The organism is Pseudoclavibacter helvolus, from assembly GCF_014191305.1.
Taxonomy (GTDB): Bacteria; Actinomycetota; Actinomycetes; order Actinomycetales; family Microbacteriaceae; genus Pseudoclavibacter; species Pseudoclavibacter helvolus.
In genome coordinates this window covers 1,239,888-1,259,694 of sequence record NZ_JACHWJ010000001.1, presented here as the reverse complement: position 1 = coordinate 1,259,694, position 19,807 = coordinate 1,239,888, and the positions used below count along the sequence as shown (strand labels likewise).

The following is a 19,807-nucleotide window of genomic DNA, read 5'->3' as shown; positions in this document are numbered from 1 at the left end:
GAAAGGGGCGTCAATGTCCGACACCACCTGCCATATGTCCGTCTCGCTGGACGGCTTCGCCGCTGGCCCGGATCAAAGCCGCGAGCATCCGCTCGGCAGGCGCGGTCACGACGTGCACACCTGGCACATCGGTGATCCCCGCGCGACTGAGGCGGATGAACTCGCAACGAGCTGGCTCATGCGGCCGCGCGGTGCGTACGTCATGGGGCGGAACATGTTCGGCCCCATTCGCGGGGACTGGGATGACAACTGGCGCGGCTGGTGGGGTGACGAGCCGCCGTACCATGCACCGGTCTTCGTGCTCACGCATCACGCGCACGAGCCGATCGTGATGGAAGGCGGCACGACCTTCTTCTTCGTGACGGAGGGCTTCGAGGCCGCCTACGCCCAGGCTGTCGAGATCGCCGACGGCAAGGGGGTCGACATCGCGGGAGGCGCCTCGACGGTGCGCCAGGCGCTCAACGCCGGAGTCGTCGACGAGCTCACACTCGACATCGCGCCGGTTCTGCTCGGGTCTGGCGAGCGGCTCTTCGACGGGGTCGACACGTTCGACTACGAGCCAGTCGAAGTGCTGCACTCGCCGCTCTCCACGCACATCCGCTACCGCAGGGTTGCCCAGGACTGCGCACAGTCGCCCGGCAGGATTGCACCTGCCGGGCCACTCGGGTCCTCGCGTGAGTGATGCTTACCCGGCGGCCCTGCGCACGTAGTCGGCGATGGTCTTCTCGGTCTCCGGGGTCAGGCTGATGAGCGCAAACGACGTCACCCAGAGGTCGCCGTCGTCGAGCTTCGCCGCCTCCTCGAAGCCGAGCGTCGCGTAGCGCGTCGTGAACTTCGAGGCCGCCTTGAAGAACACCACGACCTTGCCGTCCGCGTCCGTGTAGGCCGGGAAGCCGTACCAGGTCTTCGGCATGAGCTGGGGAGCGACCTCTTTGACGATACGGTCGATGCCCTCGCCCAGGACGCGGTCCTCGTCGGTCATCTCTGCGATGGCCTTCTGGATGGCGGCGTCGCCGGCCGCACGGTTCTTGCCGGCCTTCTCCTCCGCGCGCAGCTCAGCGGCGCGCTGCTTGACGGCCTCGCGCTCTTCCTTCGAGAGTCCAGTGGTCTTCTCAGCCATGGCAGCTTCCTTCGTTCTTTCTCGTTGTGGTGAATCACGACCACGGTACGACTCCTCGGCCGCTTGTGCTTCTCCAAACCTGCTCGGGCTTTGCAGCCGTTGCGTCTCGCATCCTGTGCATCGGGGCGTGCCGAGAATCCTCAGGATGTCGCCCCAGCATGGGGTGGTCTGAGGAGGCACGCATGGGACTTCGCTGGTATTCGACTGTGGTCGACGCGCACGACCACAGGAAGCTCGCCGCGTGGTGGGCTGAAACGCTCGACTGGCGGGTGGTCTTCGAGGATGAGAACGAGGCCGCCGTGATCCCGAAGTGGCTCGACGAGGAGAATCCGGGTGTGCCCTTCGATCGGGTGGGTCCCGGGCTTGTCTTCGTCCCGGTCTCCGACGCCAAGGCGGGAAAGAACAGGCTGCACATCGATCTCGCGGCGCCCCTGCACGAGAGTCAGACCGCACACGTGGATGCGCTGCTCGCGAGGGGCGCGACTCGGGCGGATGTTGGCCAGGGCGACGACGTTACGTGGGTCGTCCTGCGCGACCCTGAAGGCAATGAGTTTTGCGTGCTCTCCTCGCGGGAGAGCTGAGCTCCGACGGGGCGCTCCCCGACCGAGTCGGGAATGTCGGTGGTCCGGTCCAAGATCTCGGCATGACAGATCAGCGAATCGCCGAAGAAGCCGAGTACATCGTTCAGTCCCTGGCGGAGGAACTCTTGGAGCCGAGGGACGGAGAGTGCCTGCTCTGCTACGTCGCAGACCAGCTCGACGAGTTCGGCTGCGACGGAACCCACCGGTTCTCGCAGCGCTACCAGGAGCGAGTTGCCCCGCGTGCAACGGCGTTGCTCCGACGCCTTGGCCGGAGAGGTGCGTACTGCGACTGCGAGATCTTCCTCAACGCTTTCGACGCGTGTGGCGGTGAGCCGGAGACACTTCCGCCGTGCGCTGGCGTCCGGCGGGGGTCGACGCAGCCCTGCAGGCTGTGGTGGCGGCGGCGGGATGCCGCCTACTAGCGGGTGGAGCGTCGCGGCAGGTCTGCGCAGGCGACGCACGTCTCGGCGAAGGGACGCACGCGGAGTCTGACCTCGGGGATGGGCCTTCCGCAGGCCACGCAGACGCCGAAGGTCTCCTTCTCCACGCGGAGCACGGCCGCCTCGATTCGCTGGAGTTCCGCTCTCGACGCCTCTACCTGGCCGGAGAGACGAGACCACTCCGCTGAGAGCGGGGCCCCGTCGGGGTCGTGCTCGTCGTCGTCGTTGAGGGATGAACGGTCGCGCACGAGGGAGCTCAGGGCCGCCTCGCTGCGCGCGACTCGGTCGACCGCGACCGTGCGGAGCGCGTCGAGCCGCGCCGAGTGTGTGCTTGAGTCGCTCGCGTCACCCGCCTCGGCGCTCTCGCGCTCGCCATCCGTCTCATTCATTGGAACCATTCTGCGCCAACCGTTTCTGCGGTGCCTCAGCGCCCAGGAGAGCGGCGTTCTCACCGCCGCGCTCAGGGACGGCCCGGGTAGCTCCCGCAGACTGGCGAGCCACCACACCGAACGGAGCCACATGGATACGGACATCGTTGTCATCGGAGCGGGGATCGCCGGGCTGCGGGCAGCTCGGCGCCTTGAAGAGCACGGGTGCAGCGTTGTGGTGCTTGAGGCGGAAGGCGAGGTCGGGGGCAGGATCCGCACCGACGACGTCGACGGCTTCCTCTGTGACCACGGCTTCCAGGTGCTCAACCCGGCCTACCCGGCGCTGCGGGAGGCCGTGGACGTCGAAGCTCTGGCTCTGCACAGCTTCGGGGTCGGCGCGATCGTCAGATCCGGTGACCGCGCGAGCACTCTGGCGCATCCGCTCCGCCACCCGCGCTTCGCGCTGCAGACGCTGCTGAGCGAGCATGTCCCGCTTGGCGACGTGTTTGCGCTGGCGCGCTGGCTCGGCCCGACGCTGGTGGGTCTTGATGGCGTCGGAGCACAGGATCGCGCGCTCGGTGCGTCCCTCGACGAGGCGGGGCTCACGGGGAAGTTGCGGCACGATCTCCTCGACACGTTCCTCGCCGGCGTTCTTGCTGACAGCAGCGGAGGAAGCTCGGCGAACTTCGTCAAGCAGCTGGTCCGATACTTCGCACTGGGGGCCCCGGGGCTGCCTCGTGCCGGGATGCGCGCCCTGCCAGTCCAAATGGCCTCGTCGCTGCAGGAACCGGTCCGCCTCGGAACGGGCGCTCGCGAGGTCAACGAGACGAGTGGGGGAGTGCGGGTCGTGACCGACCGAGGGACGATCCTGGCGCGTGCGGCGATCGTGGCCGTTGCACCCAACGACCTGCCTGAGCTCACTGGTGAGGCCGCTCCTGCAACGCACGGCCTGACGACCTGGTGGTTCCGGGCGTCGGGGGAGCCTCGGACGGGGCCATACCTGCTCATCGACGCGTCGCTGCCAGGGGGAGGGCCCGCCGGTCCGATCTGGAACACGGCCGTCATCTCGGAGGTGGCACCGTCCTACGCGCCGGCGGGGCAGCACCTCGTGCAGGCGACCACGCTCCTCGATCGCATCGACGGGCTCGCGAGCGAGGCGCAGATTCGCGACGACCTCGCGCGCCTCTACGGGACGTCCACCTCAGGCTGGGAGGTGCTTGCCCACCACGTTGTCCCGCATGCCCTCCCGGCGGTGCAGCCGCCGTTCAGGTCACCTGGTCCGCGGCGGCTTGGCGAGCGTGTTCTTGTGACCGGCGACCACCGGGAGTCCAGCTCGATCCAGGGCGCCCTGGTCGCCGGGCAGCGCGCCGCTGACGCGGCGGGTGCCATGCTGGCCTGAGTGGCTCCGTGCCTGGAGCGGTCCCTTGTTCGCCCCGGAAAGATGCCTGTGGGTCAGTCGTTCTCAGTCGGTGGGACGGGGAGGAAAAGTTGACCGGAGTTCCCGCAGAATCTCGGGTCCGAATCCTAGAATCTGACCCGGCGCCCCGCGCCAAATCAGAATCCAAGTGCAAAGGAGCCCCTCATGGGCGTATCCATGGTCCTCCCGAACTTCCCGGTTGCTGACGTCAAGGCGGCCACCGACTTTTACGTCGGGCTGGGCTTCAGTGTCAACCCGATGTTCAGCGACGAAAACACCAGCTGCATCGTTGTCAACGAGCAGGTCGCGGTCATGCTACTCCAGACGGAGCGCTTCCAGGGCTTCCTGCCTGAGGGCGCCGAGGCGATCCTCGGTGGCAACCGGCACGAGAGCACAACGACGCTGCTGCTCGGCAGCAACGAAGAGGTCGACGAGATCACGGCGAAGGCCGAGGCCGGCGGTGGCAAGATCCACCGGCCAGCCGAGGCCAACGAGTTCGGCATGTACGGCTCGGCGTTCGACGACCTCGACGGTCACCTGTGGGAGGTCTTCTACATGGCGGCTCCTGAGGCCTGACCTCAGCTCGCGCGCCACGACGGCGCGGCGGGACCGCCAGAGAGCGCATCGCCAGAAGAGGGCGGCTCCATCGCACTCCATTGCACAAAACTGCAGGGGGGTCTGGTGGAGCCGTTTCCTCTCTGGCACGGTTAGGCGTCCCCTTCCAATCCCCGCACCCTTGGATACGCACATGACCGAGCTCAGTCCGGCAGACAGCACCGTCCCCAGCGCGGCGCAGGCGCCCCTCACGCGTAACGAGCGCCTGGACCGCCTGCCTTTCACGGGCAGACACCGCAAGCTGCTCTTCGGCTCTGGCATCGGATGGGCGCTCGACGCCATGGACGTGAGCCTCATCTCGTTTGTCATGGCGGCGCTTGCCGTGCAGTGGAGCCTCGACGCGACGACGCTGTCGTTCATCGCCTCGATCGGCTTCGTAGGGATGGCGATCGGTGCCAGCGTCGGCGGTCTGCTTGCGGACAAGCTGGGCCGGCGACAGGTCTTCGCCGCGACACTCCTGATCTACGGCCTCGCGACGGGAGCTTCCGCGCTCGCGGCGTCGGTTGCCGCCCTCATAGTGCTCCGGTTTGTTGTCGGGCTGGGCCTCGGCGCTGAGCTTCCCGTCGCGTCGACCCTCGTGAGCGAGTACGCGCCGAAGCGAATCCGCGGGCGAGTGGTTGTCCTGCTCGAAGCCTTCTGGGCAGTGGGCTGGATCGGTGCCGCGCTCATCGGGGCCTTCATCATCCCGCTCTCGGCGGACGGCTGGCGGTGGGCGCTCCTCACGGGACTCTTGCCCGCCGTCTACGCGGTGGTCGTGCGGTTCGGGCTCCCCGAATCCGTCCGCTTCCTCGAGAGCAAAGGGAAGTACCAGGAGGCAGAACGGGCGGTCCGGCAGTTCGAGGAGTCCGCGGGGGTGGATGCGCCTCCTGCCTCGAGCATTGAGTCGACAGACCGTGCCCATGCCGCCCAGCGGGCTTCGACCGAGGCCGACACGCAGAAGGCTCGCTGGCGGGACCTCTGGGCGCCTGCCCTTCGCCGCAGGACGGCAGCGCTGTGGGCGGTGTGGTTCTGCATCAACCTCAGCTACTACGGCGCCTTCATCTGGATCCCGAGCCTGCTCGTCGGACAGGGGTTCACACTCGTGAAGTCGTTCGAGTTCACCCTCATCATCACGCTCGCGCAGCTCCCCGGCTATTTCGTGGCGGCCTACCTCATCGAGCGGATCGGCAGGCGCGCGACGCTCGCGATCTTCCTGCTCGGCTCCGCCTGCGCCGCGTTCTGGTTCGGTTTCGCAACAACAGAGGGCACCATCCTCGCGGCAGGCATGTGCTTGTCCTTCTTCAACCTCGGCGCCTGGGGAGCTCTCTACGCCATCGGCCCGGAGCTCTACCCGACGCGGCTGCGCGCATCCGGGACCGGAGCTGCGGCGGGTTTCGGCCGCATCGCGTCGATCATCGCGCCGCTGCTTGTGCCAGTCATGCTCGCGGCGGGCGGCAGCGTGCTCGTCTTCGGAGTCTTCGCGGCAGCGTTCCTCCTTGCCGCGGGCGCGGCGTTCACGCTGCCTGAGCTCATGGGACGCGAACTCGAGGAGTAGCCGAGAGGCATTCACATGACGCATGCGCGAGCGCCTTGCGCGCCGCGACTCGCTGAGGCTGGCGCCGACTAGCCTGAGACCGTGAACGAACGATACGAACCTTCACGACGCGGGGTCATACGGGGAAGCGCAGCTGTCGGCGGCGGGATCGCGACGGCAGCGTTGCTCGCGGCCTGCGGAAGCGACGCGCAGCAGCCCACGGGCGACTCGGTCGACGGCGCCGGCGTGGTCGGAGCGATAGCCCTCGCGAAGGTTCCGGTCGGAGGGGGCGCAATTATCGCGGAGACCGAAACCGTCATCACGCAGCCAGCCGCGGGCGAGTACTTCGGGTTCAGCTCGATCTGCACGCACCAGGGATGCCCCATTTCCAAAGTGACCGCAGAGCACATCATCTGCCCGTGCCATTCGAGCCACTACGACACGAGGACCGGAGAGCCGGTCGCCGGACCGGCCGACCAGCCGCTCACCCCTCGCACCATCACCGTCACCGAAACTGAGGTCGAATACTCGTGAGCATCACCAATCTGACCGCGATCCGCGACCTCGCGACCAGCGCAGGACTCGAGGTCGAGTACTGGGGCTGGCGTGGCGAGAAGGAGCAGGTCGCACCCGAGACTCTTGCCGCCGTGCTCGGCGCCCTTGGGCTCCCTGCATCAACCGACGAGGAGATCGCCGCCTCGGCTCTTGAGTTCGACACCCGTCCATGGCGCCGCGCGGTTCCTGCCTGCACGACGGTGCGCGAAGGCAGCCACTCCAGCGTGTTCGTCCACGTCCCGCACGGAAGCAGCGTGCGTGTCGAGGCGCGCCTCGAGGATGGCTCCGCCCGCAACCTCGAACAGCTCGAGAACTGGGTCGACCCGAAGGTCATCGATGGAGCACTCGTCGGGCGCGCCACCTTCGCCGTGCCTTCCGATCTGCCTACCGGATGGCACACGCTCGTCGCGGTTGTCGGCGAGGATCCGTCGGCCGAGCCCGCCGAAGCCGGCACCTTGATCGTCGTGCCGACCAGCACCCCCTGGCCCGCGGACCGCTCGTGGGGACTGTTCACGCAGCTCTACCAGCTCCGCTCATCCACCTCGTGGGGGATCGGCGATCTGTGTGACCTCGCGACGCTGACGGCTTGGGGCGCCGAGCGCTCGGCGGACTTCGTGCTCGTGAACCCGCTCAATGCGAACCCACCTGTCTCACCCATCGAGCCGTCTCCGTACCTGCCGACGTCGAGGCAGTTCGGTGACCCCCTGATCCTCAACATCGACTGGGCTGCCGTGTTCGTCGCTCAGCGCGCCGACGTGCCCGCGGAAGCTGTCGATTTGCTGTCGCGACTTGCCGGCGAGGCGATCGTCGGCAACGGAATCGACTCCATCGACCGCGACAGAGCCTGGGCTCTCAAAGAACCGGCCCTGCGAGCTCTCTTCGCGGCCTGGCAGTCGGCGAACGTCATCGATGACGAGTTCGAGGACTTCCGGAGGTCGGCGGGCGAGCCTCTCGAACGATTCGGCGTCTTCTGCGCCATCTCCCGAGTTCATGGGCGCGATGCCCGCGACTGGCCGAGTGAGCTTGCGACCGCGAACGGCAGCGCAGTGCTTTCGTTCGCCGCGGCGCACGCCGAGGATGCGGAGTTCTACGTGTGGCTGCAGTGCCTGCTCGAAGCGCAGGCCAGGCGAGTGCAGGCCGAAGCGAAGGCTGGGGGCATGTCCATCGGCGTTGTGCACGACCTACCCGTCGGCGTGCATGCGGGCGGCGCGGACGCCTGGTCGTTCGGTGCGGCGATGGCCCGTGGCGTGACGGTGGGAGTGCCAGCCGACCAGTACAACCAGTTCGGTCAGAACTGGTCGCAGCCGCCTTGGCGACCGGACATGCTCGCCGAGCTCGGTTACGCGCCGTATCGGGACATGCTGCGTGCGGTCTTCCGCAACGCGGGTGCCGTGCGCATCGACCACATCCTCGGCTTCTTCCGCCTGTGGTGGATTCCGGAGGGGAACACGGCCAAGGACGGCTGCTTCGTCCGCACCGACGCCGAGGCCATGCTGGGAATCCTCGCGCTGGAGGCAGAACGAGCCGGCGCCGTCGTGATCGGCGAGGACCTCGGCACTGTTCCACCCGAAGCCAGGGATGCGCTCGCCGAGCGCGGCATGCTGGGCGCGTCGGTCCTCTGGTTCGAATGGTCCGAGGACCGTATTCCCCTCGCAGCGGAGGACTACCGCCGTGCCTGCCTCGCGACGGTGACAACACACGATCTGCCGCCGACCGCGGGATTCCTCGCGCTCGAGCACCTGGACGTGCGTGAGCGCCTCGGCCTTCTCGAAGGTTCGGTCGAGCAGGCGCGGGCCGAGGAGACCGAGACGATCTCGAAAGTCGTCGAGCGGTTGAGGCAATCCGGGCTCCTGGGCGAAGCGCCGAGTGCTGAGGACATCGTCGTGGCGCTGCACGAGTACCTCGCCGGGTCTGCCGCGCAACTCTTCGGCGTGGGCGTGTCCGACTTGGCCGGTGACCGTCGCGGCGTCAACCAGCCAGGGACCGCGGACGAGTATCCGAACTGGCGAGTACCCATGACGGACGCGTCCGGGCAGCTGCTGACGCTCGAGCAGCTCCTCGCCTCCCCGCTCGCGGGCAGGATTGCAGCGTCCTCCGCACGGACTGCGTGACGAGCGTGAGACACAAGGGTCGGCCGCTGCCGCGAGGTCCGCGAGCCCTCCTTGGGGCCGGGATGCTTGGTGCCGTGCTGCTGCTTGCCGCGTGCGCGTCTCCTGCGGCAGTCGTTCCCAGCGAATCCGCCGAAGCGGTGTCAGTCATCGCCACGCCGGGAGTGACTCAGACACCGACCCCGACAGTCACGCCGGTCAACGTGCAGGTCGTCCCGGCGCCTCGCGTCGCCGAGAACGACAACCCGGAGCCTGTGGAGGGCGAACTGCGGTTCACGCGTGGGCAGTGGGCGACGGTGCTCGGCGCAAGCGGTGAGCCGGTTGGCCGGTTCACCGTGACCGGCGTCGTCTTCGACGTGAAGTGCCTCGAAGAGGATGCGCCGAAAGCAGACGGCAGCTACGTGGCGGTGCAGCTGCAGGTCGAGGGGTACGGCGCCCTCGGGGCCGAAGGCTACGAGGGCGAATACGCACCCGTCTTCGGCTTCAACAAGATGCAGCTGTTCGAGAAGAACTCGGACACGCGCCTTGGTGAATCGCTCGCCTACGAATGCATCGAGAGTTCAGTGCAGAAGCGCGAATATGGAGTCGGTTCCGAGTCCGGCTACTTCGTCTTCGACGTTCCGAAGAAGAAGTTCGACGTGGTCTGGGAGTACGGCGACCAGACATTCCGCTTCGTGAACCTCATGGCCTGAGCTGAGCCATCGCCCAGCGGGGTGCGCTCAGGTGAAGAGCTGGGGGAGCAGGGCCGCGGCGAGGGGGTACCCGAGGAACGAGACCGCGTCGAGGATGAAGTGCGCGACGACGAGGCCGCCGACCCGGCCCTTCCGCAGGAACCACCACGAGAACAAGACGCCCATGGCGACGTTGCCGATCGCCATCCCCGGCCCCTGATACAGGTGGTAGGAGCCACGCAGCAAGGACGACGCGACGACGATCTGCCAGGTCGCCCACCCCAGCTCGCGCAGTCTCGTCACGAGGTAACCCACGACGATGACCTCCTCGAGGAGGGCAGCGCGGAGCGCGGCCAGCAGGAGCAGGATGACCGTCCACCAGGTGATGTCCTGGGCGCTCGCCTCGACGGAGATCGTGAGTCCGATGGCCCTCGTCGCCAGGTAGAAGAGGATCCCAGGGATGCCGATGCAGGCGGCGAGCAGGACCCCCTGTCCTGTGTCCCGGAGCGGCTGACGCGCATCCAGACCCAGCCTCCTGAACCCGGAGACGGCAGGCGTCCAGAGCAGCCAGATCGCCAGGGCAACCGGAATGAGATCGGTGGCGACGCTCATGAGCTGCAGCAGGGCATCGAAGACCGGACGCGCGTCGCGGGAGGCGTTGAGGGTCGTCGTCTGGTCACCGATGGCGGTCTCGCGCGTGGCCCGCTCAGCGAGCGAGATGATCGCGTACAGGCTTGACGGGATGATCGCAAGCGCGAGCACGATCCAGATCTCCCAGCGCAGTCGAATGCGCGCGGAGCGGTCCAACTTGCTTTCGCTCTCGCTGACCGTAACGTCAATGCGCGAATGTGACATGTCCGCAGTCTACGAACGCTGACGGCCTTGTACGAGATGCACAAGACCCGTTTCGTGTGAGTAACGATCCCCTGAATTGGTGCAAAGCCGCGCGCGCGGGGGCGTAGGTTCAACTGGTATTTGTCGAGAATTCACAGAGTCCGTGGATCTCCGACGCTCACAGCCCCATGTTTCCCCAAGGAGGTCCTATGAGGACATCACGAGTTATCGCCGTGGGAGCCATCGTCGCCACAAGCGCAATGGTTCTCGCCGGCTGCTCCGCCCCGAACCGCGATCCCGAGATCGTCGGTGGCTCCGCCATCACGGTTGCCTGGAACGACCCGTTCTTCGCGTTCAACGTCAACACCTCGGCCAACAACGCCGCGGCGAACGCCAACATCGTCCACGTCACGTCGGACGGCTTCATCGACTACGACCCCACCCCCGCGCTGGTCGAGAACACCGACTTCGGCACCGTCGAAGAGGTCTCGAGCGACCCGCTCACGATCAAGTACACGGTCAACGACGCGGTGACCTGGAGCGACGGAACGCCGTTCGACGGCGCCGACCTGCTGCTCACGTGGGCCGCGAACACGACGCACCGCTCCGCCGGCGAGGTCCCAGAGGCCGAGTACGACGACGAGGGCAACGTCACGAACCAGGACGCGATCGACGCGGCCGCAGACGCCGGCGTCTACTGGGGTACCGACCCAGCTCCCGGCCTCCAGCTCGACCTCGCATCTGCTGTCCCGACGCTCGCTGACGACAACAAGTCGTTCACGATCGTCTACGACAAGCCGTACGCCGACTGGAAGACCATGTTCGCGCCAGACACGACGGCGATCTCGGCACACGGCACCGTCCAGCTCGCCTACCCGGGCGAGTACGACGAGGCCCAGGCCGCGAAGGACGCTTTCATCACGGCCGTCAACGACAACGACACCGCCTTCCTCGGCAAGGTCGCCACGGCGTACCGCACCGGCTACGACTACACGTCGATGCCTGAGGAGCCGCAGAAGACGCTTTCCAACGGCCCGTACACGATCACGGACCTCGTCGAGAACCAGTACGTGACGCTCACGGCGCGCGAGGACTACACGTGGGGCCCGCTGCCTCACTACGAGACCATCACGATCCGCTTCATTCCGGACCCGCAGGCACAGGTGCAGGCGCTCCAGAACGGTGAAGTCCAGATCGTCTCCGGTCAGCCGACGACCGACCTCCTTCAGCAGCTCGAGGGCACAGAGGGCATCGAGTGGGAGTCCTCGCTCGAGGGCACCTACGAGCACGTCGACCTCCAGGTTGCCAACGGCGGCGTCTTCGACCCGGCCACCTACGGCGGCGACGAGGCCAAGGCTCAGCAGATCCGCGAGGCCTTCCTGCTCACGATCCCTCGCCAGGAGATCGTCGACAAGCTCATCACCCCGATCGCACCGGATGCGACCACGCGTGACTCGCTCGTCTTCCTCCCCGGAGCAGACGGCTACGAAGAGTCTGTCGCTGCCAGCGGCGTCGACCGTTACTCGGGCGACGACGCTTCCATCGACGAGGCCAAGGCGCTCCTCGCGCAGGCTGGCGTCGCGAACCCGTCCGTACGCTTCATGACGGCGTCGACCAACCCGCGCCGCCAGCAGGAGCTGCAGCTCATCAAGGCCTCGGCCGAGAAGGCTGGCTTCACGATCGTCGACGCGAGCGCCGAGAACTGGTCGACCGTTCTCACGACGCAGACCGATGCCTACGACGCGGCCCTCTTCGGATGGCAGTCCGAGGGTCTCGGTGTTGGAGAGCCGTCCCCGAACTACATCACGGGCGGCATCAACAACTACTACGGCTGGAGCGACCCGGAGCTCGACCAGATCCTCAAGGACGTCGAGGTCACCCTCGACCCAGCCGAGGCTCAGGGCAAGCTCGTCGAGGCCGAGAAGATCATCATGGACAAGTCCTGGTCCGTGCCGATCTTCCAGTTCCCCGGTGTTGTCGCGTGGAGCGACCAGGTCGCCAACGTCAAGCCCGGATTCCTCTCGCCCCAGTACTTCTGGAACGCCTGGGAGTGGGCACCGGTGGAAGCCGCTGAGTAGTCACACCGGCGTCGAACTCTCGACGCGCTGACCGCCGCGCGGTCAGACCAAGCGACGGCGGGAGTACCGTAGTCTTCTCGACTGCGGGACTCCCGCCTCGTCTGTTCGCGGCCACAATCCCGGCCGAATGCCTCCTCCAGAACAGGACCCATCTGTGCTGAGATTCACCCTCCGACGCCTCTTCGTGTCGATCTTCATCCTGCTGGGCGCGCTCTTCATCGTGTACAACCTCGTCGCGATCTCGAAGGACCCGCTCGCGGACATCTTGGAGTCCACGGCTCCCAACAAGGAGCAGCTCATCGCCGCGCGCGTGGAGCTCCTGCAACTGGATGTGCCAGCCCCCGCACGATTCTTCCTGTGGCTCGGCGGCATCCTCGGGTTCTTCATCCCGACCTTCGACGACCCGAACGGCCTGTTCGGCTTCCTCGGCAACAACTTCTCCATGGGCGTCAACATCGTGGGCCAGGACGTTGGCCCGCTCATCGCCGCAGCGGTTGGCCAGACCCTGCAGCTCGTCACCGCCGCGACGCTCATCGCCGTCGTGATCGGTGTCGCCGTCGGCGTCACGACCGCGCTTCGGCAGTACTCGGGCTACGACTACACGGTCACGTTCCTGTCCTTCCTCACGTACTCGCTGCCGATCTTCTTCGTGGCAGTGCTGCTCAAGCAGTACATGGCCATCGGCTTCAACGACTTCCTGCAGGACCCAGAGATACCGATACCGCTGCTGTTGCTCATCGGCGTGATCATGGGCTTCATCTTCATGTCGATCATCGGGGGGCCCGCAAAGACGCGCGCCGTCGTGTTCGGCGCTGGAGCTGTTGGCACGATCGCGATCCTGTTCGGGATGGAGCTGCTCGACTGGTTCCGCAACCCAGGCCTCGGCACGGTGCTCATCATCGTTCTCGGCCTGGCCACGGTGCTCCTCACAGCCGCCCTCACGGTCGGACTCTCGCACCGCAGGAACCTGATCGTCACCGGCGCCGTCGCGGTCGTCGGGGGAGCGTTGTGGTACCCGCTGCAGTTCGCGATGACCAACGAGATCGGCGCGTGGTTCCCCATTGCGCTCATCGTGGTGTTCACCGTCATCGCCTGGTTCGCCGGCAAGTACTTCGGCGGGCTCGACAAGCGGAACGTGGCCAGCAATGCCGCGATCGTCGGATTCGTCGTCTCGCTGCTTCTTGTCATCGACCGCGTCATGCAGACCTGGTCCGGCTACTACGACCAGACCGGTGGACGCCCCATCGCGACGGTCGGCGCATCCAGCCCGCAGCTCGGTTCTGACCCATCCATCTGGCTGCAGATGCTCGATGGCTTCACGCACCTGCTGCTGCCGACCATCGCGATCATGGTCATCTCCATCGCGAGCTACAGCCGTTACTCGCGCTCGAGCCTCCTGGAGATCATGAACCAGGACTACGTTCGGACCGCGCGAGCGAAGGGCCTCCCTGAGCGCACCGTGGTCATGCGCCACGCGCTGCGCAACTCGCTCATCCCGATCACCACGATCGTGGCTGCCGACGTCGGCGCGATCATCTCTGGAGCGATCGTCACCGAGCAGATCTTCGGCTGGCGCGCGATGGGATCGATCTTCTCCGAGTCGCTCAAGGCGGTCGACCTGAACCCGCTCATGGGCTACATCCTCGTGACGGCGGCGCTCACCGTGATCTTCAACCTGATCGCCGACATCCTGTACTCCGTCCTCGACCCGCGAATCCGCCTGAGCTGAGAGAGGGCTGAGCTATGACGACTCCGAACTTCACCGAGATCACCGCCCCGCAGCCGCACGGCCCCGGCGACGATCTGACTATCGAACAGCGCGAGACCATCGGACTCAGCCAGGGCCAGATCGTGTGGAGGCGCTTTGTGCGCCACACGGGTGCCATGGTCTCGACCGCCGTGCTCTTGGTCATCGTGCTGCTTGTCTTCACGTCCGTCGGCATCGTGGTGCCGTGGTGGGACTTCTCCGAGGGCAAGTTCATGCAGATCCAGGTTCCCGGTTGGTGGGCCTACGACTGGAACTCGATCGCCCCCATCGAGAACGGCGGCAACCCGACGTTCGTGAGCCTCTTCGATTGGGGCTCGCACCCGTTCGGCCAGGATGAGATCGGCCGCGACATCTTCGCCCGCGTCATGCGCGGCACACAGCAGTCGCTCACGGTGATGTTCATCTACGGCATCCTCGCGGCCGTCATCGGCATCATCGTCGGCGGCATCGCCGGCTACTACCGCGGCTGGGTCGACAACGTGCTCATGCGCGTGACGGACCTCTTCCTCGTCATCCCGACGCTGGTCTTCGCGGCCGTACTCGGCCAGCTCGCCGGCCAGAACGAGGTCCTGCGTGCGTACGGCGCGGTCTCGCTCGCCGTCGTGCTTGGCCTCGTCGGCTGGATGTCTCTCGCTCGCCTCGTGCGCGGCGAGTTCCTCACGCTTCGCGAGCGCGAGTTCGTGGACGCTGCGCGCGTCGCCGGCGCCTCCGGCCGGCGCATCATCTTCCGCCACATCCTGCCGAACGCCCTCGGCGTGGTGATCGTCTCGACGACCCTGCTGATGAGCGCCGCCATCATCCTCGAGGCGAACCTCTCGTTCCTGGGCTTCGGCATCCAGCCGCCCGACGTGTCGCTCGGCCAGATCGTGCAGGAGTACCAGGGCGCGTTCGCCACCCGTCCGTGGCTGTTCTGGTTCCCCGGCGCCTTCATCGTGGCGATCGCCCTGTGCATCAACTTCATCGGCGACGGCCTGCGCGACGCCTTCGACCCGCGTCAGCGCAAGATCCCGGGCAACGGCACCTGGTCGCGCATGTGGCGCACGCTCACCTCGCGCGACGGCCGTCCGACCAAGGGCGACGCGGCTGACCGCGACTCGAGCAAGGCGGATGCGTGACGGTCCTCGTCGCAGAGCGCGCCGGGTCGCTGGCCCCTGTGGGGCTAGAACGCGAAGAGCGCACCGACGACCAGCAGGGTGGTGATCAGCACCACCGTGTTCGCCACGTTCTGCGTGCGCACGACCGGGCCGAGCGGGGCCCCGGCCTCACGCTGCTGCTGGGCCCTGCGGTGCGTGAGGTTCACGGCTGCGTCGCCGGAGTACGTGCCAGGCGCAGCGCTCGTCCGGATGCTCTGCGACTCGTCAGTGAGGCGGCGGGGGTCCTTCCACAGGAGCGGGTCTCGTGGGTCCATGCGCTCGGCACTCAGGCGGTCGGGCGGGGGAGCGGCCCAAGCACTCACCTTGCCCTCCGGGGTCGTGACCGTGAAGCCGCGCGTGGTCTCGACGAGCTCGATCTGGCCGTATGGCACAACCGTCTTCTTGAGCGGGTTGTTCACCTCGAGCGCCTCGTCGGTGAAGACGACGCTCGGGCTCACCAGGGTGATCCAGCCGATGCCGAGCGCCAGGATGGGCAGCGGGAGCACCGACAGCAGATGGCGGCCTGCCCCTGGCGTCAGGATCACCGACAGGACGGCGACAAGCGCCATGGTGGCGATGACGCCGTAGACGACAAGACCCATGCGGGGGCGGAGAACTGTTCGCTCGGACACCCGCCAAGTCTCGCAGACGAATCTCGTCTCGCCGCGGCGTGCAGGCCAGCATGCTGCGACCGCACCCCTCAGACATCAAGCACTTCGACCGCACCCCACCGGGAGGCACGCTCATGAGCACGACTTCACGCAAAGACGACACCACGCCGATCCTCGAGGTGCAGGACCTCAGCGTCGAGTTCTGGGTCGGCGGCGACTGGGTCGCCGCCGCGAAGGACATCAACTACGTCGTGCGGCCCGGCGAGGTGCTTGCCATCGTCGGTGAGTCCGGCTCTGGAAAGTCGGTCTCGTCGATGACGCTGCTCGACCTGCTCCCGAAGAACGGGCGCACCTCCGGAAGCGCGAAGCTCAACGGCACCGAGCTCATCGGCGCACCGCAGTCGACGCTGCGTCGTGCACGCGGCAACGACATCGCGGTGATCTTCCAGGAGCCGATGACGGCCCTCAACCCGGTGCTCACGATCGGCTTCCAGATCTCCGAGGCCCTGCGCATCCACAACCCCACGATGACGCCGAACGATGCGCGTGAGCGCGCGCTCGAACTGCTGCGCCTCGTGGAGATGCCGAACCCCGCCAAGGCGTTCGACTCGTACCCGCACCAGCTGTCCGGCGGTCAGCGGCAGCGAGCCATGATCGCGCAGTCTCTGAGCTGCGACCCCGACCTCCTCATCGCGGATGAGCCGACGACGGCGCTCGACGTGACGATCCAGGCCGAGATCCTCGAGCTTATGCGCTCGCTGCACGAGCGACTCAACTCGGCCATCGTCATCATCACGCACGACATGGGAGTCGTCGCCGACATCGCAGACAACGTCATCGTCATGAAGGGCGGCGAGATCGTCGAGCGCGGCACCGTCCGTGAGATCTTCAAGAACCCGCAGCACGAGTACACGAAGACGCTCCTCGACGCGGTGCCGCACCTCGGTACGGGCGAGGCAAGTGGCCTGGATGCTCGCGAGTTCACGGGCGAGCCGGCTCTTGTCGTGCAGAACGCGGACATCGAGTACCCCAAGCAGGGTCGCGTCCCGGCCTTCAAGGCGGTCGAAGACGCCACGTTCGAGATCTACCCTGGCGAGATCGTGAGTGTCGTCGGCGAGTCTGGCTCTGGCAAGACGACCGTTGCCCGCGCAGTCGTCGGCCTCCTCCCGGTCGCGGCTGGCTCGATGAAGCTCAACGGCGTTGAGCTCAACGGGGTCTCGAGGCAGGACCTCGCGCGCGTGCGCCGGGACATCGGCATCGTCTTCCAGGACCCGGGATCGTCGCTCAACCCGCGCTGGCCCGTCGGGCAGTCGATCGCCGAACCGCTTGTACTCGAGAAGAAGCTGTCGAAGGCCGAGATCGATGCCAGAGTCGGCGAGCTCCTCGACCAGGTTGAGCTGCCCCGCGCCTTCCGCAACCGGTACCCGAACGAGTTGTCCGGAGGCCAGCGGCAGCGCATCGGCATCGCTCGGGCGCTCGCGCTCGAGCCTAAGCTCCTCGTCGCCGACGAGCCCACGTCGGCACTGGATGTGTCGGTGCAGAAGCGTGTCCTCGAGCTGCTCGTCGAGATCCAGCAGCGCCTGCAGTTCGCCGTGCTCTTCGTGACGCACGACCTCGCCGTCGTCGACCAGCTCGCCAACCGTGTGATCGTCATGAACCACGGGAAGATCGTGGAGCAGGGTCCGACTGACCAGATTCTGCGTGCACCGCAGGACCCGTACACGCAGCGCCTCGTCGCCGCGGTTCCCGTCCCGGACCCGGACGAGCAGGCGATCCGCCGCGCGGAGCGTGCCGCGCTCAAGCTGGCGACCGCAAGCGTGGTCACGACCGAGGTGCTCGGGGACGACATCGTCGTCTCAGACGCCACCTCGGAACAGCAGGAGGAGATCCTGCGCGCCGAGGCAGAGGAGCGCGAATCCGGACAGTGATCCCGGAAGACCATCGGCCAGTGCTGGCCCAGACCTGGCTAAAACGGGTCAAGTCCGCGCTGGTCGGGAGGCATGCCCTCCGTGACGTAGGATGAACTGCCCTTTTCTCAAATGAAAGCACCCCTGAATGACTGCTGTGCCTGTCGCCCACCGTTCTGAACTCCGAAACGTCGCCATCGTGGCGCACGTCGACCACGGCAAGACCACCCTCGTCGACGCCATGCTGAAGCAGACCGGCTCGTTCGGTGACCACGACAGCCACTCGACCGAGGCCCGAGTCATGGACTCGAACGACCTCGAGCGTGAAAAGGGCATCACGATCCTCGCCAAGAACACGGCGATCTCCTACAAGGGGAAGCACGCCACGGATGGCCCGATCACGATCAACGTGATCGACACGCCTGGCCACGCCGACTTCGGTGGTGAGGTCGAGCGCGGCCTCTCCATGGTCGATGGCGTTGTCCTTCTCGTGGACGCCTCAGAGGGCCCCCTCCCGCAGACCCGCTTCGTGCTCCGCAAGGCACTCGCGGCGAAGCTCCCGGTCATCCTGTGCGTCAACAAGACCGACCGTCCCGATGCTCGCATCGACGAGGTCGTCGCCGAGAGCCAGGACCTCCTCCTGGGCCTCGCTTCCGACATGGCTGACGAGGTCCCCGACCTCGACCTCGACGGCATCCTCGACCTGCCCGTGCTCTACGCCTCCGGCCGTGCCGGTGCCGCATCGCACAACCAGCCCGCCGACGGCGAGCTGCCGGACAACGACGACCTTGAGCCGCTCTTCGAGACGATCCTCAAGCACATCCAGCCGCCAGCCTTCGACCCGGAGGCGCCGCTCCAGGCGCACGTCACGAACCTCGACAGCTCGCCGTTCCTCGGCCGTCTCGCCCTCCTGCGCGTCTTCAACGGCACGCTCAAGAAGGGCCAGAACGTGGCCTGGGTCAAGAACGACGGCTCGGTGCACAACGTGCGCATCACGGAACTGCTCGAGACGAAGGCGCTCGACCGCGTCCCGACCGACTCGGCTGGCCCCGGCGACATCGTCGCCGTCGCCGGTATCCCCGAGATCATGATCGGCGAGACGATCGCTGACCCGGAGGACATCCGTCCGCTGCCAGGCATCACGGTCGACGAGCCCGCCATCTCGATGACGATTGGCACCAACACCTCGCCCATCATGGGCAAGGTCAAGGGTCACAAGCTCACCGCACGCATGGTCAAGGACCGCCTCGATCGCGAGCTGATCGGTAACGTCTCGATCCGCGTGCTCGACATTGGACGCCCGGACGCCTGGGAAGTCCAGGGTCGTGGCGAGCTCGCCCTCTCCGTGCTCATCGAGAACATGCGCCGCGAGGGCTTCGAGCTGACGGCGGGCAAGCCACAGGTGGTCACGAAGATCGTCGATGGCAAGACGCACGAGCCGTACGAGCACCTCACGATCGACTCGCCTGAAGAGCACCTCGGCGCCATCACGCAGCTTCTCGCTGCCCGCAAGGGCCGCATGGAGTCCATGTCGAACCACGGCACCGGCTGGGTTCGCATGGAGTTTGTCATCCCGTCGCGAGGCCTCATCGGCTTCCGCAGCGAGTTCATGACGAGCACGCGTGGAACGGGCATCGCGAACGCGATCTCGCACGGCTACGAGCCGTGGGCTGGCCCCATCACGACCCGCACGTCTGGTTCGATCGTCGCTGACCGCGCGGGAGTCGCGACGCCGTTCGCGATGATCGCCCTGCAGGAGCGCATGTCGTTCTTCGTCCAGCCGACCGAAGAGGTCTACGAGGGCATGGTCATCGGCGAGAACTCGCGCGGCGACGACATGGACGTCAACGTGACCAAGGAGAAGAAGCTCACGAACATGCGCTCCGCCAACGCGGACACGTTCGAGTCGATGACTCCCTCCCGCGTCCTGACGCTCGAGGAGTCACTCGAGTTTGCTCGCGAAGACGAGTGCGTCGAGGTCACGCCCGAGAAGATCCGCATCCGCAAGCTGCTCCTTGACGGCAACGCACGTGCTCGTGCGACGTCGCGCGCCAAGAAGCAGTAGTCGAACGTGCGAGCCTCCAGGGT

At 66.7% G+C, this 19,807-nt stretch carries 18 protein-coding genes; 14 read left to right on the top strand and 4 right to left on the bottom strand.

Going from position 1 to position 19,807, the window contains the following annotated elements:
* Positions 1 to 13: 13 nt before the first annotated feature.
* Positions 14 to 682 (top strand): dihydrofolate reductase family protein, encoded by a 669-nt coding sequence (locus FHX72_RS05965; protein WP_082775367.1) that lies wholly within the window; start codon positions 14 to 16, stop codon positions 680 to 682.
* Positions 683 to 685: 3 nt separating this feature from the next.
* Here FHX72_RS05965 and FHX72_RS05960 read toward each other — a convergent pair whose 3' ends face one another.
* Entirely contained in the window at positions 686 to 1,120 is a 435-nt protein-coding gene (locus tag FHX72_RS05960; protein ID WP_183623618.1) for a hypothetical protein, read from the bottom strand.
* A gap of 182 nt (positions 1,121 to 1,302) precedes the next feature.
* Between FHX72_RS05960 and FHX72_RS05955 the strand changes: the two genes are divergently transcribed.
* Complete coding sequence (locus FHX72_RS05955; protein WP_183623616.1) at positions 1,303 to 1,701, top strand: VOC family protein; 399 nt, start codon at positions 1,303 to 1,305, stop codon at positions 1,699 to 1,701.
* Positions 1,702 to 1,763: 62 nt separating this feature from the next.
* A complete protein-coding gene (locus tag FHX72_RS05950) occupies positions 1,764 to 2,123 on the top strand; it encodes a DUF2695 domain-containing protein (RefSeq protein ID WP_068494587.1) in 360 nt (119 codons plus the stop codon).
* Here the strand turns inward: FHX72_RS05950 and FHX72_RS05945 are convergent.
* The gene (locus FHX72_RS05945; RefSeq protein ID WP_183623614.1) at positions 2,120 to 2,530 is read right to left on the bottom strand and encodes a TraR/DksA family transcriptional regulator; all 411 of its coding nucleotides are present in this window, start codon (positions 2,528 to 2,530) and stop codon (positions 2,120 to 2,122) included. The genes FHX72_RS05950 and FHX72_RS05945 overlap by 4 nt on opposite strands.
* Before the next feature lie 130 nt (positions 2,531 to 2,660).
* Here FHX72_RS05945 and FHX72_RS05940 point away from each other — a divergent pair, with 130 nt between their 5' ends.
* The 6 genes from FHX72_RS05940 to FHX72_RS05915 all read left to right on the top strand — a co-directional run bounded on the left by FHX72_RS05940 (position 2,661) and on the right by FHX72_RS05915 (position 9,409).
* Positions 2,661 to 3,908, top strand: coding sequence for a flavin monoamine oxidase family protein (locus FHX72_RS05940; protein ID WP_183623612.1), 1,248 nt, complete (start codon positions 2,661 to 2,663; stop codon positions 3,906 to 3,908).
* 183 nt (positions 3,909 to 4,091) lie between these two features.
* A complete protein-coding gene (locus FHX72_RS05935; RefSeq protein WP_082775369.1) occupies positions 4,092 to 4,502 on the top strand; it encodes a VOC family protein in 411 nt (136 codons plus the stop codon).
* A 172-nt stretch (positions 4,503 to 4,674) separates the two neighbouring features.
* Positions 4,675 to 6,075 (top strand): MFS transporter, encoded by a 1,401-nt coding sequence (locus tag FHX72_RS05930; protein WP_068480796.1) that lies wholly within the window; start codon positions 4,675 to 4,677, stop codon positions 6,073 to 6,075.
* Between the two features lie 81 nt (positions 6,076 to 6,156).
* Positions 6,157 to 6,588, top strand: a complete 432-nt coding sequence (locus FHX72_RS05925; protein ID WP_183623610.1) for a Rieske 2Fe-2S domain-containing protein — start codon at positions 6,157 to 6,159, stop codon at positions 6,586 to 6,588.
* On the top strand, positions 6,585 to 8,720 hold the full coding sequence (malQ, locus tag FHX72_RS05920; RefSeq protein ID WP_183623608.1) for a 4-alpha-glucanotransferase: 2,136 nt from the start codon (positions 6,585 to 6,587) through the stop codon (positions 8,718 to 8,720). Before FHX72_RS05925 ends, malQ begins: the two co-directional genes overlap by 4 nt.
* Before the next feature lie 62 nt (positions 8,721 to 8,782).
* On the top strand, positions 8,783 to 9,409 hold the full coding sequence (locus FHX72_RS05915) for a hypothetical protein (protein WP_183623606.1): 627 nt from the start codon (positions 8,783 to 8,785) through the stop codon (positions 9,407 to 9,409).
* Positions 9,410 to 9,436: 27 nt separating this feature from the next.
* On the opposite strand, the gene FHX72_RS05910 is transcribed toward FHX72_RS05915, so the two are convergent.
* On the bottom strand, positions 9,437 to 10,243 hold the full coding sequence (locus FHX72_RS05910; RefSeq protein WP_183623604.1) for a CPBP family intramembrane glutamic endopeptidase: 807 nt from the start codon (positions 10,241 to 10,243) through the stop codon (positions 9,437 to 9,439).
* A gap of 188 nt (positions 10,244 to 10,431) precedes the next feature.
* Between FHX72_RS05910 and FHX72_RS05905 the strand changes: the two genes are divergently transcribed.
* The 3 genes from FHX72_RS05905 to FHX72_RS05895 all read left to right on the top strand — a co-directional run bounded on the left by FHX72_RS05905 (position 10,432) and on the right by FHX72_RS05895 (position 15,183).
* Positions 10,432 to 12,300, top strand: coding sequence for an ABC transporter family substrate-binding protein (locus tag FHX72_RS05905; RefSeq protein ID WP_183623602.1), 1,869 nt, complete (start codon positions 10,432 to 10,434; stop codon positions 12,298 to 12,300).
* Between the two features lie 154 nt (positions 12,301 to 12,454).
* Positions 12,455 to 14,029 (top strand): ABC transporter permease subunit, encoded by a 1,575-nt coding sequence (locus tag FHX72_RS05900; RefSeq protein WP_183623600.1) that lies wholly within the window; start codon positions 12,455 to 12,457, stop codon positions 14,027 to 14,029.
* A 14-nt stretch (positions 14,030 to 14,043) separates the two neighbouring features.
* Positions 14,044 to 15,183 carry an ABC transporter permease gene (locus FHX72_RS05895; protein ID WP_183623598.1) on the top strand — a complete coding sequence of 380 codons (1,140 nt, stop codon included), beginning with the start codon at positions 14,044 to 14,046 and terminating at the stop codon, positions 15,181 to 15,183.
* Between the two features lie 44 nt (positions 15,184 to 15,227).
* On the opposite strand, the gene FHX72_RS05890 is transcribed toward FHX72_RS05895, so the two are convergent.
* The gene (locus tag FHX72_RS05890) at positions 15,228 to 15,833 is read right to left on the bottom strand and encodes a hypothetical protein (protein WP_183623596.1); all 606 of its coding nucleotides are present in this window, start codon (positions 15,831 to 15,833) and stop codon (positions 15,228 to 15,230) included.
* 113 nt (positions 15,834 to 15,946) lie between these two features.
* On the opposite strand from FHX72_RS05890, the gene FHX72_RS05885 reads away from it, so the two are divergent.
* Together FHX72_RS05885 and typA are read left to right on the top strand one after the other, a co-directional pair.
* Positions 15,947 to 17,740: an ABC transporter ATP-binding protein gene (locus FHX72_RS05885; protein WP_183623594.1), complete on the top strand. Its 1,794-nt coding sequence runs from the start codon at positions 15,947 to 15,949 to the stop codon at positions 17,738 to 17,740.
* A 127-nt stretch (positions 17,741 to 17,867) separates the two neighbouring features.
* Positions 17,868 to 19,784, top strand: coding sequence for a translational GTPase TypA (gene typA / locus FHX72_RS05880; RefSeq protein WP_183623592.1), 1,917 nt, complete (start codon positions 17,868 to 17,870; stop codon positions 19,782 to 19,784).
* Positions 19,785 to 19,807: the final 23 nt, after the last annotated feature.

What these genes read in the sequence shown, in the direction of transcription:
- FHX72_RS05910 (WP_183623604.1), bottom strand. Translation starts at nt 10,243, where the DNA reads ATGTCACATTCGCGCATTGACGTTACGGTCAGCGAGAGCGAAAGCAAG.
- FHX72_RS05915 (WP_183623606.1), top strand. Translation starts at nt 8,783, where the DNA reads ATGCTTGGTGCCGTGCTGCTGCTTGCCGCGTGCGCGTCTCCTGCGGCA.
- FHX72_RS05905 (WP_183623602.1), top strand. Translation starts at nt 10,432, where the DNA reads ATGAGGACATCACGAGTTATCGCCGTGGGAGCCATCGTCGCCACAAGC.
- FHX72_RS05935 (WP_082775369.1), top strand. Translation starts at nt 4,092, where the DNA reads ATGGGCGTATCCATGGTCCTCCCGAACTTCCCGGTTGCTGACGTCAAG.
- FHX72_RS05965 (WP_082775367.1), top strand. Translation starts at nt 14, where the DNA reads ATGTCCGACACCACCTGCCATATGTCCGTCTCGCTGGACGGCTTCGCC.
- typA (WP_183623592.1), top strand. Translation starts at nt 17,868, where the DNA reads ATGACTGCTGTGCCTGTCGCCCACCGTTCTGAACTCCGAAACGTCGCC.
- FHX72_RS05950 (WP_068494587.1), top strand. Translation starts at nt 1,764, where the DNA reads ATGACAGATCAGCGAATCGCCGAAGAAGCCGAGTACATCGTTCAGTCC.
- FHX72_RS05930 (WP_068480796.1), top strand. Translation starts at nt 4,675, where the DNA reads ATGACCGAGCTCAGTCCGGCAGACAGCACCGTCCCCAGCGCGGCGCAG.
- FHX72_RS05940 (WP_183623612.1), top strand. Translation starts at nt 2,661, where the DNA reads ATGGATACGGACATCGTTGTCATCGGAGCGGGGATCGCCGGGCTGCGG.
- FHX72_RS05955 (WP_183623616.1), top strand. Translation starts at nt 1,303, where the DNA reads ATGGGACTTCGCTGGTATTCGACTGTGGTCGACGCGCACGACCACAGG.
- FHX72_RS05945 (WP_183623614.1), bottom strand. Translation starts at nt 2,530, where the DNA reads ATGAATGAGACGGATGGCGAGCGCGAGAGCGCCGAGGCGGGTGACGCG.
- FHX72_RS05885 (WP_183623594.1), top strand. Translation starts at nt 15,947, where the DNA reads ATGAGCACGACTTCACGCAAAGACGACACCACGCCGATCCTCGAGGTG.
- FHX72_RS05960 (WP_183623618.1), bottom strand. Translation starts at nt 1,120, where the DNA reads ATGGCTGAGAAGACCACTGGACTCTCGAAGGAAGAGCGCGAGGCCGTC.
- FHX72_RS05895 (WP_183623598.1), top strand. Translation starts at nt 14,044, where the DNA reads ATGACGACTCCGAACTTCACCGAGATCACCGCCCCGCAGCCGCACGGC.